Below are 17,035 nucleotides of genomic sequence, written 5' to 3'. Positions count from 1 at the left end.
AGGGATAAACAATACACAAAGAAAAAAGTTCTTCTGATGGCTTCAGAAGAACTTTTTTTGGTTAAACACTGGCAACATCTGCTTGGATATATTCTTCATATCCGGTATCTTCTGTTTCTATATCATCTGTATACCGAATGCCAACGCGCAAAGCTTTAAGACCAGAAACGCCTTGCAATTCATCTAATTCCAACTGTTCCAGATCGTCTTTCAAAAAACCCTGATCTTGCATGTATTTTATGTATTCGATATATTCTTTTGCTTCTTCTGCATTAAAATATACCATTGCAATTTTATTTGGTTGGGTTAAACGCTCTGAAGTATTTTTGATCAACACTTTATCAATTCGTTTTTTAACAACTTCGTATCGAATATTGTAAGCGCCTTCAACATCAAACCGGCGTTCATCGTTCCGGAAACTGATGTCAATGGCATTAGAATGGATAAAAACCAATTGAGTAGTTTGCAACGGCCGCGGCATCTCTCCGATTAAACCTTTAGATAAACGTGCAATTTCTACCATTGAAGTAAGTTGCCAAAGGCGAATATTTTTTAAATAAAGCAGATCGAAAGGTTTGTTAGGCGCAATTTCCTGGCCTATATAGATATCGTATTCTACACCATCTGTACGGAATTTAGCAAAATAACAAGGATACGATTTCTGCAGGTTTTGTTGTGCAGTTTCCAGGTATTGGCTCACTTCTGTATTGATCAATTGCATAGAAATTTCAAGTTGCCTTCTATTTGCAAAACCATCGCCACTTTCTGGCACCATCACTTTTAAAAACGTATCAATCAATGCTGCAGTTTGCGGATTGTTATTTTTAACAATGGCAAGGTAAGGATAAACCTCATTCTCCAAAAATTCGTTTATAGAACTTTCCTCATTGGAAGAGGCAAAAGAACCAATACGCTTAATCCAATCTTTACAGTTAAAAAGTAGTTTATCTGTAAGTTCTAAACTCACTTCTTTACGTAAAGCGGTTAAAGTTGAAATTAATCTGTTTAACTGCACCTCAAGATCATCTTTAAGTGCTTTATTTCTTTCGGTGGTCGAATTGCGGATATCAATTGCACCGAACAAGGGAAACATATGTTTAAAGGTTACCGTTTCAATATCTTTTATTTTGTGTGCACCTTTGTTTTTTTGAAGATAATGCCAAACGGCTTCATTAAATTTCCATTGTACAGACGGTTGCAGCGCCGTAAATTTATCCATCAGTACTTCGTCCATTTTGGCGTCAAATTCTTCTATACTATATTGAAAAAGCTGGCCGATTAATGGCATTGCGGGCCGCAATCTGGATAATAAGCGATCGTCTACCAATACTTCATCATTAGAATACACTTCCAGAACGCCAGCAAGCTGTGTATTGTAATACACCGGTAATACCGAGTAAGAATGTACGCCAGCATCGCGCAGCACTTTTAAAAAGGCATCATTATCAGAGTGGCTGTCTTTTATTGCGCTTACAAATATGGGCCGCGGGTTTTCTTTATACTTATCTACCAAAGCGTAAAATACTTCCTCTTCCATATTGGAAGCTTTTGCCGAATTGATCAGAATACTTTGCGAAAACTCTTTATTGTCAAAAACCAGTTTTTTGTTAACCGTAAGAAAAGGCAATAAACCGAACTGCAAGACACTATTTCCTGCAAGCGTTCTTAACGCCTGAATAACGTGCGTGTACGCTTCAGTTTGGTAATTGTGGTTTACCAAAGCATCGCGGATTCCATCAATCGCATGCTGAAAAGTAACATCGGTAATAGAAATTACACTGAAACCTTCAAACTGAAATTTATTTAAGGGCAATACGCGACTGAGGTAATCCAACTCGCAATCGTCTTGAAAATGTTTTCCGAGTTCTTCGAAATTAATTTCGGGCAAATCGCCTTCATGTATAATGTCTACGAAACGCGTATCGGTTTCGATATTGTAATATTGCAGCAGATTTGTTTCTGTATTCAGATGAGCGTAAATAATATCATTCTTCAATACGGAAGCGAAATTATAGAAACGCTTTAAAATTAAACTGTAGATATATTTTAGTTGCCTTTTTTCTAAAGGTTCGCCAGATTTATCTACTTTATTTTTGGGATCGTGATCTTTAAAAAATTTATAAAATGCATCTGTACTGAAAAATATTTCGTCAGGAATTGGTGTACTCAAAGCCCAAAACATATCTTCCTCATTAGCCATCAATGGTGTTAAAATGGTGAAAATAAGTTCTAAGGTATCTTTATGGCTGGCCAGATCCTGAGTGCTCAAGCTCCCGGCAAGCGCACCGTTTCTTTCTATTTTTTCTAGCAAAAACCTGTAAAATTCAGACTTTACCGATTTTTCTGTCTTCAATCGTCCTTTCAAATACTCCACAAGAGGGCGAAAAGACAGGCCGGATTTTACCTGGCAATGCATACATTCATTTTTGTGTATCTGTATTACATTGGTATTCATGGGCACAATTACTTAGCGTAAAATTTTGTATAATGTTAGTTTCTAAACTGTTGCAAAGGTAAATAGCTTTACATACATTATTAGTCTTATAAACGTAATTGTTGACAAAATAGATGTTTATTTGCCAACACTTAATACCTGAAGTTAAAAGCGATGTACGGATACCATCCATCTACAGAGTGACCCATTACAACCTGGAAAACCGTTAAAGATGCCGGCGCGAAATAAGCGCCTGCACCAACGCCGTGATGCCAAACCTGAGAAACTTCTCCTCTTTTCCAAACGCGGCCAATATCATAAAAACCAAGCAATCCAATTTGGCCGGGCAATACATAACTGACCAAATCGCCAAGTTTAGCCCGCAATTCAAGGTTGTTGTAGAAGACATGATCGCCGGCATAGCGGAATTGCCTGTAACCAAGCATATTTCCTTGTCCGCCCAAATATTGCGCCTGGTAAAATGCAGGTTTGCCCACGGTTACACCGCCACCAAAGCGATCGGCAAGGATGAAGGCTTTCCTCGCATCTAAATTTTTATACAGCGCAATATTGGCATTAAACTGGCCGAAAGAATTAGAATATTTATTTACACCTTTATAACCTACCAGCTTAAAATCTATGTAACTGCCCAGTGTTGGAAGCAGGTCATTATCTCTTGTATTATTGGTAAACTGTACAATTGCACCGGCAAACATCTTTTCATTCTGTATGGTTAGACTGTCTGGCGAGTTTAGTCTGGATGTATTCTCTATAAAACGTCCGGTATTATCACTGGCATCTAACTTGTAATATTGAAAGGCTGGCCCGACGCTAAAGCTTGATTTTGGCCTTCTCCAGCGAATAGCTGCATTTACATTGTACAAATTAAAGCGTGTACGGTAGTAACGGATATCATCGCCATGTTCATCAAAATGCGTTTCATTACCCATACCGAAAAAATTCTGGGTATTGTTTGGTGCGTAAGCATCAGCATGCAACAACAAATCACCTTTGCCTAAAGCTTTAATCCACTCGCCATTGTATTTAAAACGAAAAGCATCTGTAGAAAATGCATGCAGAAAAGAAACGGACTGCGAATTACCATAAGGTTGTTTTCTGAAACCCGGATTGGTTTGACTAAACATCAACCCCAATAACAATCCATCATCGGTATTGTATCCTGCATTAGGTAAAACCAGTCTTCTTCGATATAAATCTTTTGGAATGTGCGTAAAATTGGCCGTATCGTTAGATAGAATTTTGCTTACACGGTTTTGAGCTTCTCCATCATAAGTGGCTTTATCTTTTCTCGCGTACAACCTAACCAGGCCATTACTGTTTTTAAAATTGAAAGCTTTTTTTCCCTTCCCGCCAATGAGGCGCAGTTTAATACGCGATGTTTTATTATCAAGCAGCAAACTGTCGTTCCCGTTATGCATATATACTCTAATCTCTTTGGTTACTTTCGGATCAAATTTGCGGTTAAACAATTCCTCTTTAATATGGCCTTCTTTAGAGATCTTATGAATTTTAATAACCAATCCTTTTTCCGGCGTATCCATAATCTGGATGCGTTCGTTCTTATTGGTCACTTCTACATCCACAATGCGGTTAAAGAATGTATAATATTGATCCATCAGCTTCGGAAGTGCAACAATCCGATCTTTCATTTGGGCCAGAATTTCATCGTGGTGAAGCGAATAACTTGGCTCAGGCAGCGTTTTGAGTGCTTTTTCGAAAACCTCGTCGGTATATAAGGCACAAAAATCTTTTACAATCTGATCCCACTCCGGTTTATCAATATTGGCTGTCCACCGACTGGTGAGTTCTCTTCCCTCCCAAAAAAACCAGTTGATGTTTTTTAATTCTCGTTCATAACCTTGCATCATCGGCAACATAGAAGAGTTTTGTGCATAACGCTGAAGCAGGCCATCTGAACGGAAGAAAACCTGATCCCGATCTCGTGGGATTGGAATGTAATGTGTTCCGCCATCTTTCTTAATCTTTTTCCAGCGCCATTGGTCTTCGTGCCGATCCCAATCGCCCAAAAAAGCATCAAAAGCGCGTGCCCTCACCCACGCCGGTCCATCAAGTGTATTGTCATTATCTTCTGTTAATTTCTTATCCATTTTTGGCGAATTATCTGTTTCGCCATCGGGTTCTCTTTCTTCAAAAAGGCAAAGCGTATTGGCAAATGCCGGTTCAAACTCGCCAAGATTATCATCGGGAGAAACCCAGCCAATAATTGGATTGGTATGTGGAATACCACCGGCATCAGCCAATATTGGAACTGCAAGTGCTGAAAACGGATGTTGGGAAGACATATTATCTTTAATCACATCTTTGGCAAAAGTTTCTCTAAGTTTTGCCGGAAGCAACACCTCCGGATATTTTTCTACACTGCGCAGCACATATTCTTTGCCATTTTTATCTTCTAAACGCAAGGAATGAGACTGATTGCCGCCGCCGCGTTTGGTTGCTTTTAGACCTCCAAACATTTGTGAAATACGCAGTACCGGCACTTTGGTTTTTTCTGCATATTCTTTGCGATAATTTTCGCCAAAAATATAACGATGGAATTTACCAACACTATCATAAGCGGGTTTGACGCTAACCACCATACTATCTACCAAAATCGGTTTTAACTTATTGCGTTCTTTCCAACTCGGTTTTTCAAACTTTTTGGTGTAAGAATATACCATTTTTACACCGGTATCTGCATAAACATAATATTCATAACGCATATCATCGTTCATGAGCTGATCGGCAACAACATAACCTTGCTGCATTTCCTGAAATAAAGATGTTTTGCCTTTTTTGTTGGGCGAAACTTTAGATCCGGAACCACTTACAACCTGCAGTTGTTTGCCTTTAATTAATTGTAAACCATGCTCATGACCGGCTACATAGGTGATATTTGGATAGTCGCCAAAAACACCAGTTACCGAGCGGATCATATCTTTATATGCGGGATGGTTTAAATCTTCCGGACTTAGTAAAGTTGACCTCAATAAAGGGTAAACCGATCCAAGTACAGGTAAGGGAATGTATAGATTTTTATTTAGCGCAGTTAAAGGAAACAAATGATTGCGCAAATTAAAATATCCGCCATGCGGCCCGTAACTCTGAAATGGATGGTGCGATGCCAAAAGAATAACTTTGTCTTTATTTCGGGCAAGCAAATCTTCCATTCTTACAATTACATCGTCTTTGGTACGGCAATCGCAATCTGCATCTGTGTTTTGCTTATTGTAAGGAAAAAGCCACCATTCACTATCGTAAACAATTACGGTGAGTTTATCGCTCAGATTTATAGCAACAGGATCCGGACATCCATTCGCCGGAAGCAGTTTAAGCATGGCATCATTTTGCGATTCTAAAAACGACCATTGTGCTTTTATTTTTGCAAGTCCGTCTGGACCGGATTTATCCCAATCGTGGTTTCCTGGAATAAAATATACCGCTGCTCCCGCATTTCGCATCGGCTCGAACTGAGAACGCAGAATTTTTTTTGTGTCTTCTTCTTCGGCACTTCCCGGAAGTCCCATTCCGGTAGGATAAATATTATCACCAAGGTAAAATACAGTTGTCTTTTTTGGCAGAATCTGCTTTGCTGCATTTTTCAGATCGTTCATTTGCCCGGCATTCATCTCTCCGGCATCGCCGAACAGAATCACGCGGTACTTTACATCACTCTGGGCAAATAACGCAATAGAAAACAGTGAGAAAAAAAAAGAAAGAGTAAAGGTTTTTATCATATTAAAGCGTTTTTCAAACGGTATTTATTTATCATTTTGCACTGAACATTAGTACATTGCCAGCACTTAATGTGCCGCCTTCGTTAGAAATATAGAGATGGTTATCAGAATCAAAAGCAATGCCTTCAGGTTGGTTAAAATGTGCGGCCGTTAAGGGATAAACACCTTTAACTTTAAAATCTGCATTGGCAACTACCAGTAATTTATTGATGGACGATAAAATGTACCACTCTTTTGTTCTGGTATTTTTGGTAAGCGCCGAAGGGCGAAATTTAAGTTTAGAATCGCCACTTAAACGCGCAATTTCTTTTGAAGAAAGATCGATTTCCCCGGCCGGCACCAATTCATCATCCACGGTAAAATCAAATGCATAAATTCTTGTGCGTTCTGCTTTAATGTCTTCTTTACGTTCTTTTGTCAGCACATAAATTTTATTGTTTTTGTCATCTGCGGCAATACCTTCATATTCGGCTTTGGGGAGTAAATCTTTAATTTTTACTACATTTTCGGTTTTCTCTTCGCCAATATCTTTTACGGGAAACATAAAAATATCGCCATTGCTTTTCAATACCAAAATCCGGTCTTTAATTATGGCGAGATCTTCATAATCTCCTTTGGGCCCGAATTTTGTAAATGCTGCGTTTTCATCTTTTAATCCGAAATGAAAGAGATCTCCGTCTTCATCTTGAATGGCGAATGTTTCTTTTGGATTTCCATTTTGAAAAGCAATTCCAGAGATTTCAAATAGACTTTGCGGCATATCATACTTTACCGGATGTTCCAGATCATATGGAAAATCTGCATTGGTGTTTTCTTCAACGTTTTTTCCGCCAGAGCCGCGATCGATGCATCCGGAAATTGCCGAAGCTACACATACTACGAAAACGGCTTTATAGATATTGATTTTAATGTTTTTCATGTTAACCGAATTTAAGCATTTAAATAATCATAAATGGCTTTTTGAGATTGAACTCTTTGTGCTGTAACTTGCTTTGGTATGTTATTCATTTTATCGTCTATCCAAACAGCCTGCACATTATCTTGCTGCTGAAGATGAAGCAAATGCAAAATTTCTTCTTTGATTTTATCGTCATAAACCGGGAAACATACTTCAATTCTGCGGTAAATATTGCGGTTCATCCAATCTGCGGAGCCGAGAAATACATCCTTTTCTCCTGCATTGTGAAAAACAAAAATCCGCCCATGTTCCAGATATCGATCTACAATACGGGTTACGTTTATTTTGCTACTCATACCTGCAACGCCCGGAATAATTCGGCATATGCTGCGCACAATCATATCAACTTTTACGCCTGCTTCTGACGCTTCATACAATTTATTGATCAATACTTTCTCTTCTAAATTGTTCATTTTTATGGTTATAGCGGCTTCTTTGCCGGCTTTTGCGTGCTCAATCTCCCGATCTATCAGCGCAATAAATTTATCCTGAAGGTTAAATTGAGCAACCAAAAGATGCTCAAAGCGAATTTGATCTTTTGATGAAGGCTTGGTCCGTTTTGACAGAAAAATAAATAGCAGTTCTACTTCGCGCAAAATGGCTTTATTGGCGGTCATCAATACATGATCGGTATAAAATGCAGCCGTACTTTCATTAAAATTCCCGGTAGCAAGCAACCCAGAATAATGCATTCTGCCCTCAATATTGCGTTTAACGAGCGCTACTTTAGCATGAACTTTTAAAGCGGTTACACTGTAAATAATATCTACGCCAACGGCTTTCATTTTTTTTGCCCATTTTATATTATTGGCCTCATCAAAACGGGCTTTCAATTCTACCAGAACCGTTACTTTTTTACCGTTTTTTGCTGCGCTGATCAAAGCATTCACAATTTTAGAATCGCTGGCTACGCGATACAAAGTGATGTAAATTTCTTTCACCGATGCATCTATTGCAGCTTCGTTAAAAAAACGGAGTACACTGTCGTAGCTGTTATATGGTGTATGTACGATGAGATCACGTTGCGAAATTTCGTTCGTTAACGTACCTTTTAAATCGTCAATATTGCAGAGTTTTGGCCAGTTTACGTTGGATAGCTGACTGTTGCGAACCGGAAAAGCCATCAAATCTTTAAGGTTATGGTATTGACCACCTTGCACCATATTGGCGCGCTTTAGATTAAAGAGTTTTTTAAGCAAATCCAAAACCTGAACCGGAATGCCCGGCTGATGCAGAAAACGTGTAGCCAAACCCAAATCGCGTTTGAGCAATTGCGCTTCCAGTTGGTCTGATAAACTCCCAGAATACTCATCTTTCAGATCAATTTCTGCATCTCGGGTAATTTTAAAACTAAAACAGCCCAGGATTTCGCTGTTGGGAAAAATATGATCGAGGTGAAACCGAATAATATCGTCCAGAAAAACGATTGTTGTGATTTCTTGTTCAATTTTTAGGAATCTTGGCAATTGATCTGAAGGAATATTAAGTACAACGGCTTTGGTTTCTTCACTTTCTTTCAGCGTGATCAGAAAATACAACTCGTTATTTTCCGGAAAAAATTCTGTATCCGCTTCTACATAAACCGGCTGCAAAAAAGCCATCACCTGACTCAAAAAATATCGACTTACTGTTTGTAGAATTTCTGGTGGAAAAGTATGACCATAAAGCAAATGAATATCATTTTCTTTTAAAGCCGGAATAATATCCAGTTGCAAAACTTTTCCAAACTGCTCTTGCTGTGCAGAAATCAAAGTATTTGCCGATTTAAGCAAAGCTTCATCAATTTGTATATCGTTATCTTCCTGATTGCTCAATTTCTCTAAAGCAAGCAAAACCGGCATACGCACGCGGTAAAACTCATCCAGATTAGAAGAAAAAATTGACAGAAATTTAATCCTTTCCAATAATGGGACAGTAGCGCGTGCGGCTTCTGTTAAAATCCTTTCGTTAAACTTTAACCAGCTTAAATCGCGGTTAAAAAATGAAGTTTCAATCATGTTTGCTTTTTAAAATTTACCGTAAACGGCGTAGGCAATTACAAAGGCAAAAACAGCAACAATTAAACCCCACATAAAAATATTGTAGGCCAAACGGATTAATTTGTACTTTCGGCCTAAAACCACACCTTGCGAATACACATCGGTAATGAGCGTACCATACAAAAATTCTTTATCGTTCATCACTTTAGACATTCCGTTTGAATACTCCGGAAGCGACATTTTATAAAAATTACCGAAGAAAAGCAGGTTTACTTTTTTCTGTTCAAGATCATTAGTAGTAAATTCTCCTTTTGAAATGGATGGCCGCGTAGACAGAATAGATACCACAACGCAGGTTAAACTGACCATGAGTAAAATGAATGTTGGTATAATGAGGTAGTCCTGATTGTCCAGACGCCGAAGCAATAAACTCACAATCAGCGAAAGCATAATGGAATTTACCGTAATCAAAATGTGCGCTTTATTATCGGCCATATCACTCAAACGCTGGTTATTGGCAGAGGTAATTCTAAACATGGTTTCAATTCCTTTATCCGGGCGCTCTCCTTTTGATTTTTTTTCCTCTTTCTTAAAAACAAGTGGTGTAGGTTTTTTAATTTCCGCTTGTTCTGTCTTAATCAATTCCTGCACAGGAAGTTTTGCCTTCAGCTTTTCTATATTTTTTTGTTTTTGATCACTCAGCAACAGAATGGCATAATCGGTATGGTAGTGATGAGACTCCATAAACTGAATATCTTTTTCTCTCCATTCCAATTTACTGAGGTTCTTTTTATACAGCAATTCTACTTCTTGATGCATTAGTTTGGCATTTTTACGGTAATCTGTCAAGCCTAAATGAAATAAATCTGCATCACAGATAATTTTGTCTACCTGCGTTTTTGGATGCTGCGGAATTTGGGTGCTTAATATGGCATTTTTTACCGTCTGGCGTGTTTCCTCGTCAATATGTATACTGGCCAGAAATTCATCTGCAATTTGTGCGCCTTTAAGCTCATGCTGTTGTACATTCTCAAAATAACCGGTATCATGAAAATAAGCCGCAGCAACTACGGTAAAATAGTCTTTATCATTGAGCTGATAGTGGTTTCCAATTTGTTTTGCTGCATCAACAACCAACTGCGTATGTGCAAAATTGTGGTAAACTAAGCGAGGGTCATGATGGGTTTGGAAGTATTGATTTACGTATTGCTCTACATCTTCCTGTAGTTGTTTGTAATTCATGTGCGGACGATCGGATTTAAAGGCATCTTGCACCCAAAAATCGGGCTGCAATGCGCGGATAAAAATAAGCTAATTTTTGATGAAAATGTTTGGCACAAAAAAAATTATACTCGCCCAAAAAGCAGAGTTTAGCTTTATCCATAACTGCAATTTGACAAAATCTATGCATTTACCTCATGGCACAAAAAAAAAGCAGAAATTGCTGATTGTTAATTTTTGAAATTCTTTAGCTACCCATTATGTAAAACCGATTGTAACATCTGTAACACCTGTAACGCTTAACAGGAATCCAGGGCAACAATGTTTTGAATAAAAACCCCCTCTGCGTTCTGCTTGTTTCAGGATTTTTGCATTTGGGACAAGCCGGGCAAGTTAATACCGAAGGCTTAGTTAGTTCTTGAGTACTCATATGGGATGTTGTGGTTTGGTCATACAAATTTATAGATTTAAACTTTATTATTGTAATATTCTGAATACAAAAAACATACTCAGATTATTTGTAAGCCTATTACAGACTATTTATAAAATGGGTTTATGGTTTACCGTATATTTTTGTGTTTTTTTTGCCCATGGGAATAGGATATCGACTTAGTTTATTCAGCCATAAAACAATTTTGTACAATCATTATTTGGACTCACATACAAATTCGTTCTTACCCCCCGAAGTTCTAAAGAAACCAGTCAAAAAAACTGTATAATCAACTGCTTGATATTCATTAATGAATAGATATTTCAATTATTTCATAAAATACCATAGCCTCGCAAAAGATGCATAACTCTTTTTTTCAAGCAGAAATACATGCGCTACGGTTGCCATCCAAAACAACTTAATGGAAAATAATGCTCTGAAAATGAGTTTATAGCCCGTTATTTGTTTTTTTAGTGAAAAACTTTTTCTGATTTTGAAAGCAAATTTGTAACATTGCACTCGCAAAAAGCACCAATGCTTTTTCGGGGCCTATAGCTCAGTTGGTTAGAGTAGAAGACTCATAATCTTTTGGTCGCTGGTTCGAGCCCAGCTGGGCCCACAAACGGTCTTCATAATATTATTATGGAGGCCGTTTTTATTTTAGGCCTTGATTAAAGCTGTAAAGACTTGTTTTGATTAGAGCCATGTTGGAGTTCACCACACCAGGCGAACCTAAGGTCTATTGTTCATATAAGTTAGTTTTTGTTGAAGACCATTAATTTATACAATTAATATTTCGAGATAAGTTTTTTAATATTTTGTAAATGTTTTGTTCTGAACTACTATAGTTTATAAACCAACTAAATTCGCTCCCTGTAATCCTTTGGCGTTACGCCAAGCAATTTTTTTACATAGCGAGTAAAGAACGAACGGCTCGAAAAGTCCATCTCACTGGCAATTTCCGAGATATTAAGATTTTTGTTCTGTAATAGGATAATGATACGCTCTTTTGCGTTACGCTGTATCCATTCAGATGCAGTTATTCTGGTATTGACTTTGCAAATGTAATTTAAGTATTTGGGTGTAATATTTAGCTTATCACTATAGAACCGTACTTCCCTTTGTTTCATGCAATGTTCCTGTACCAATTGTATAAAGCGTTCGTAGAGGGTTCCACTTTGCAAACTTCGTTTTCTTCTGTCGAGTTCGTCTTCGAAAATGTGCCACATTTCTAAAAGAAAAAGTTGCATCTGAAGTTTGAGGGCTTCCTCGAAAAATCGATGGTTTGTTTCCTGGGACATATCGTATAGCAATCTGAAATTTTTCAGGATTTTCTCCTTGTCGTTTTTGTCCGGATGCAGAATTGGATATTCCTTGGAATGTATAATGCTGTCGATACTCGCCGTTGCACTCGGCAAATTTGCCGTAAGCAGATGGCTATCGACAAACAAAATCGTACCCTTAAAACTTTTTGAAAAAGACAAGTCCGAAATTTTAATGCCAGCCAACCAAAAGATAAACTCACCTTTTTTACTTTGATATTGCTTGCCATTAAAGACAAATTCCATGCCCCCACTCTGACAATAAATATGCGTATGAAAACGGATGTTAAAATCCACTGGAAACTCACTTCCTGATACCACTTTGCAGAGCATCACTTTTTGATTTGCGACCATATTACATAAAAATAGAATAACCAATTAACAATAAGTAATATTTGACATTTATTGCGAAATAAATGTAACATAACACTTTTTATAACCCTTTATCTTTGATCACATAAAAATTAAGGGTATGAACACAGAGGATATTTTTGAACGGTTACGCAATGGGGGAACTATTTTGCCAGACGATCCAAATGCTTATCAAATGATGGAAGCTTCTTTTGCAACAAAAAAGCTTTTGTACCAAATGAATAATGCAAGCGAGCCAGAAGAAATCCGAAGTTTGCTAAGCCAGATTATTGGTTCACAAATTGACCAAACTGTTAATGTATTTACACCTTTGCATATCAATTATGGAAAGCATATTAAAATTGGTAAAAATGTATTCATCAATTTTGATTGCGTGTTTTTGGACCTGGGTGGAATTACTATTGAGGATGATGTATTTATTGCGCCAAAAGTAAGCCTATTATCCGAAGGACATCCAACTTCGATCGAAGACCGGCATTCGTTGATTACCAAAGCTATCCACATCAAAAAAAATGCTTGGCTTGGTGCGGGAGCAACCATACTTCCAGGTGTAACCATTGGAGAAAATGCCGTCGTGGCAGCTGGAGCAGTTGTTTCAAAAGACGTTGCTCCAAATACAATTGTCGGTGGGGTTCCGGCAAAATTCATTAAAAACATTTAAGTATGAAATAGCTACGTTAAGAAATGTACAAACACAAATGAAGATACATGGCATATTGCATACGACCATCGAAAATAATAAATATCTACAGATGAAAAAATCAATTCTTATGGTGCTAACTGTAATGCTTACTTCTGGTTCCATAATCGCACAATCAAGATCAAATTCGGTACAAATAAGCGGAATATCCGGAAAAAACTATACTACATTTAAGGTGAGTGACAAGGTAACCATGTATGCAGTCAAGTTCAAGAACCAATACCATATGGTAGTTGCGGGGAATCTTTTTATACCCAATAACTTAAATCGAAAAACAAAGAATCCTGCAATTATTGTCGGTCACCCGATGGGGGCAGTAAAGGAACAAAGTGCCGATGTATATGCCTCAACCATGGCAGACAGAGGATTTATCACCTTAGCAATCGACCTGTCATTTTGGGGTGAAAGCAAAGGCGAACCACGTAATGCAGTCTTACCGGATGTTTATGCGGAGGATTTTAGTGCAGCCGTCGATTTTTTGGGCACTCGCCCATTTGTTGACAAAAATAACATCGGTGTGATTGGCGTTTGTGGCAGTGGAAGTTTTGTGATAAGTGCTGCAAAGATTGACCCCAGGATGAAAGCTATTGCAACGGTGAGCATGTACGATATGGGATCGGCCAACCGCGATGCGCTGAACCATTCACAAACGCTGGAACAGCGCAAGCAGATCATTGCTGAGGCTGCTGAACAGCGATATGCAGAATTTACAGGTGGTAAAATTAAATATACTGGAGGAACGGTTCTACAGTTAGAGGCGAACACCCACCCGATCCAACGTGAGTTTTTTGATTTTTACAGAACTCCCCGTGGAGAGTTTACCCCAAAAGGGGCATCCAAAGAAACTACAACAAAACCCACCCTAAGCAGTAACACTAAGTTTATGAATTTCTATCCTTTCAATGATATCGAAACAATTTCTCCGCGTCCCATGCTTTTCATTACTGGAGATCAGGCGCATTCAAAATCATTTAGTGAAGATGCTTACAAAAGAGCAGCAATGCCGAAAGAGCTGATTTATGTGAAAGGTGCAGGCCATGTGGACCTTTACGATAAGACTGACCTCATACCATTTGATAAACTGAGACATTCTTCAAAATCCACTTAAGATAAAATGGGATGAAAAATTTACTAATCAGCCTGATCCTATTTGCCAATTTAATGTTGGCTTTGGCCAGCTGTGATAAAAAGAAGGAGCTTAAGACAACCGAGGAAAATGGGAATTTGAGTATAGCCACTAATCCCACAGGAAGCAAGATGAAGATAACAATAGGTTCTGCGGTTTTTACAACCACGCTTTATGATAGCCCCTTCGGTAACCGCTTTAAGAGCAAGACTGCCACTTACCATTAATATGGAGGATTTGAATGCAAACGAGAAATTCTATTATCTTCCTACAACCTTACCAACCGGCGCATCTATAGGGGGCAATATACAGGCGGGAGACCTGATGTTGTATGGAAACAATTGTCTGGTACTTTTCTACAAGGGATTTAACACCTCGTACAGTTATACCAGATTGGGATTTGTCGATAATCCTGCGGGGCTTGCTGTTGCATTGGGGACTGGAAATGTAAAGGTGAAATTTGAGACTAATTAAAACGAAATCGTGATGAAAAATAGTTTAAGAGTTACTTCACTATTGATAGTATTCTTAGTGATCATACTATCGTGCAGCAATCAAAATCAGAAAAAAATGAATGTCATCAAAAAAGAATTAACGGAAATTTTCCCAAAGGGAAAAAAGGGTTCGGGTGAAACATTCACAGGGAATGCTTATCCAACTGGCTTGGTAGAGTCAGATAGCATTTACAATACAGTGGTAGGCAATGTATACTTCGAGCCTGGCGCAAGAAGTAATTGGCACAGTCATCCTGCGGGTCAGATTTTAATCATAACTGACGGAATCGGGTATCACCAGATCGAAGTAAAATCGATTGAAATGCTCAAAAAAGGAAGCGTTGTAAAATGTCCGCCGAATGTTCGCCACTGGCACGGAGCGAGTGCCGATGTAGGTCTGCAGCAAATATACATCGTTCCCAATACCGAAAAAGGGATTGTAAACTGGAACGAAGCCGTAACGGATGAAGTGTATAAAGGCGGCAAGTAGGTTTAAAGATTAAACTTATATAAAAGCAATTATGGAAAAATAATATTAAGGATTAACTCAGTACTGTAGTTTATTGTGCTACTACATGAACCGGTCGTTCATTTAACGGAAAAACCGGTTATGCTGTTTCAATTAATTCTGTTGGTATATACAGAAATGGTTGCCGCCAGAGACGATCAAAAAATAAGTCCGGAAAATTGGTTAAAGAACTTATAAAGGGACTGGAGAAAGACCAATATACCATTCGTATGGGTACTACAAAATTGATCTTTGTATTGAACCGGTTTTTGCCTAAATTGGCAATGGGGATTGATTAATCCAACACAATCAGCAGTAATATTAAAATGAAAGCATATACCATCAATAAATATGGCAAAAAAGAAACATTAAACCTTGCTGATGTACTAGTGCCACAGGTAAAAGACAAAGATGTGTTGATAGAGATACATGCGGCAGGCTTAAATCTTTTAGATGCTAAAATAAAATCTGGGGAGTTTAAACTGATCTTACCCTATAAGCTTCCATTGGTATTGGGACACGATGTTGCAGGTGTGGTAACCAAGATCGGGAAAAATGTGAAAAAATTCAAGGTCGGCGACGAGGTTTATTCACGTCCTGCAGATTTTAACATAGGTACATTTGCAGAATTTATTGCGATAGACGAAAAGGACGTAGCCTTTAAACCCAAAAACCTGACCATGGAAGAGGCGGCATCCGTTCCATTGGTAGCACTTACCGCTTGGCAGGCATTGGTAGAAAAAGCAAATCTCACAACAGGACAAAAGGTATTTATTCAGGCAGGTTCGGGCGGTGTGGGTACCATTGCCATCCAGTTGGCAAAACATCTGGGTGCAACAGTTGCCACTACTGCCAGCGAAAAAAGTTTTGCCTTGCTTAAAAACCTCGGTGCCGATGTTTTAATTGATTATAAAACACAGGATTTTGAAGACATACTAAACGATTACGACGCAGTATTGAACAGTCAGGACAAGAAAACGCTTGAAAAGTCAATACGTATCCTCAAGCCTGGAGGAAAAGCCATTTCCATTTCTGGTCCACCAACTCCAACTTTCGCCAAAGAAGCGGGTTTGCCGTGGTTTTTAAAGACCATCCTTATGCTTATCAGCAGCGGTATCCGTAAGAAAGCAAAAAAACAAAATGTTGATTATACTTTCTTATTTATGAGGGCACAGGGTGAGCAGTTAGCTGAAATCACTAGGCTTATAGAAGAAGGTACTATCAAACCGATTATAGACCAGGTATTTCCATTTGAGCAAAGCAACGAGGCATTGGTCTATGTGGAGGGTGGGCATGCAAAAGGGAAAGTAGTGGTAAAAGTGAAATAAAGTTATTCGTTTTCATCAAATATCTATTCCTCAAAAATTTTCGAAAAACTGCCAGATTCAATCAATTCGCCCACAAAATGGTTTACATTACACAGGATTAAAAAATCAGACCGTTTTAAAGCAGCTATCAAAAAGCCAAACTCTTTAATATTTGCGCATTATACCAAAGTGCCGGTAATTTCTACATCTGCAAATGAATTACTGGATTCTATTGGAGAAATATTCGATCGGTTTTGGCCAGGGTTTAACGGTTAATTCCTGCAATTCATAGCCAATTTGATGGAAGATCAGCTGGTTTTGCATTGATTAAAAATCGGCTCTCTCCATCGTTCGCGGTTACTCTAGAAGTATCGTTGACGCTTAGTGTAACACTCGGATGCGTAGTGCCGGATTGTTTGTGCATCA

The 17,035-nt window shown here is 38.3% G+C and carries 11 protein-coding genes and 1 tRNA gene; 6 read left to right on the top strand and 6 right to left on the bottom strand.

From position 1 onward, the window contains the following. Nucleotides 1-61: 61 nt before the first annotated feature. From ACJVDH_RS04890 to ACJVDH_RS04870, 5 genes are all read right to left on the bottom strand, one after another. Entirely contained in the window at nucleotides 62-2,455 is a 2,394-nt protein-coding gene (locus ACJVDH_RS04890; protein WP_443946452.1) for a GAF domain-containing protein, read from the bottom strand. Between the two features lie 131 nt (nucleotides 2,456-2,586). After that, nucleotides 2,587-6,192, bottom strand: a complete 3,606-nt coding sequence (locus ACJVDH_RS04885) for a BamA/TamA family outer membrane protein (RefSeq protein ID WP_443946451.1) — start codon at nucleotides 6,190-6,192, stop codon at nucleotides 2,587-2,589. A gap of 31 nt (nucleotides 6,193-6,223) precedes the next feature. After that, nucleotides 6,224-7,111: an SdiA-regulated domain-containing protein gene (locus ACJVDH_RS04880; RefSeq protein WP_443946450.1), complete on the bottom strand. Its 888-nt coding sequence runs from the start codon at nucleotides 7,109-7,111 to the stop codon at nucleotides 6,224-6,226. Nucleotides 7,112-7,122: 11 nt separating this feature from the next. Next, nucleotides 7,123-9,147, bottom strand: coding sequence for a polyphosphate kinase 1 (gene ppk1 / locus ACJVDH_RS04875; RefSeq protein ID WP_443946449.1), 2,025 nt, complete (start codon nucleotides 9,145-9,147; stop codon nucleotides 7,123-7,125). A gap of 9 nt (nucleotides 9,148-9,156) precedes the next feature. Further along, complete coding sequence (locus ACJVDH_RS04870) at nucleotides 9,157-10,371, bottom strand: Pycsar system effector family protein (protein ID WP_443946448.1); 1,215 nt, start codon at nucleotides 10,369-10,371, stop codon at nucleotides 9,157-9,159. A 954-nt stretch (nucleotides 10,372-11,325) separates the two neighbouring features. Between ACJVDH_RS04870 and ACJVDH_RS04865 the strand changes: the two genes are divergently transcribed. Further along, nucleotides 11,326-11,399, top strand: a tRNA-Ile gene (locus tag ACJVDH_RS04865). Nucleotides 11,400-11,640: 241 nt separating this feature from the next. On the opposite strand, the gene ACJVDH_RS04860 is transcribed toward ACJVDH_RS04865, so the two are convergent. Further along, nucleotides 11,641-12,456, bottom strand: a complete 816-nt coding sequence (locus tag ACJVDH_RS04860; protein ID WP_443946447.1) for a helix-turn-helix domain-containing protein — start codon at nucleotides 12,454-12,456, stop codon at nucleotides 11,641-11,643. 118 nt (nucleotides 12,457-12,574) lie between these two features. Between ACJVDH_RS04860 and ACJVDH_RS04855 the strand changes: the two genes are divergently transcribed. The 5 genes from ACJVDH_RS04855 (at nucleotide 12,575) to ACJVDH_RS04835 (ending at nucleotide 16,630) form a co-directional block, all read left to right on the top strand. After that, complete coding sequence (locus ACJVDH_RS04855) at nucleotides 12,575-13,135, top strand: DapH/DapD/GlmU-related protein (RefSeq protein ID WP_443946446.1); 561 nt, start codon at nucleotides 12,575-12,577, stop codon at nucleotides 13,133-13,135. Nucleotides 13,136-13,226: 91 nt separating this feature from the next. Then, nucleotides 13,227-14,282 (top strand): alpha/beta hydrolase, encoded by a 1,056-nt coding sequence (locus ACJVDH_RS04850; RefSeq protein ID WP_443946445.1) that lies wholly within the window; start codon nucleotides 13,227-13,229, stop codon nucleotides 14,280-14,282. A gap of 192 nt (nucleotides 14,283-14,474) precedes the next feature. Then, nucleotides 14,475-14,774 carry a cyclophilin-like fold protein gene (locus ACJVDH_RS04845; protein ID WP_443946444.1) on the top strand — a complete coding sequence of 100 codons (300 nt, stop codon included), beginning with the start codon at nucleotides 14,475-14,477 and terminating at the stop codon, nucleotides 14,772-14,774. A gap of 96 nt (nucleotides 14,775-14,870) precedes the next feature. Continuing rightward, nucleotides 14,871-15,284: a cupin domain-containing protein gene (locus ACJVDH_RS04840; protein WP_443946443.1), complete on the top strand. Its 414-nt coding sequence runs from the start codon at nucleotides 14,871-14,873 to the stop codon at nucleotides 15,282-15,284. Nucleotides 15,285-15,628: 344 nt separating this feature from the next. Then, on the top strand, nucleotides 15,629-16,630 hold the full coding sequence (locus ACJVDH_RS04835; protein ID WP_443946442.1) for an NADP-dependent oxidoreductase: 1,002 nt from the start codon (nucleotides 15,629-15,631) through the stop codon (nucleotides 16,628-16,630). Nucleotides 16,631-17,035 lie beyond the last annotated feature (405 nt).

Origin of the sequence: Pedobacter terrestris (assembly GCF_052343045.1) — a bacterium.
GTDB lineage: Bacteria > Bacteroidota > Bacteroidia > Sphingobacteriales > Sphingobacteriaceae > Pedobacter.
This window is presented reverse-complemented; position numbering and strand designations above follow the sequence as displayed.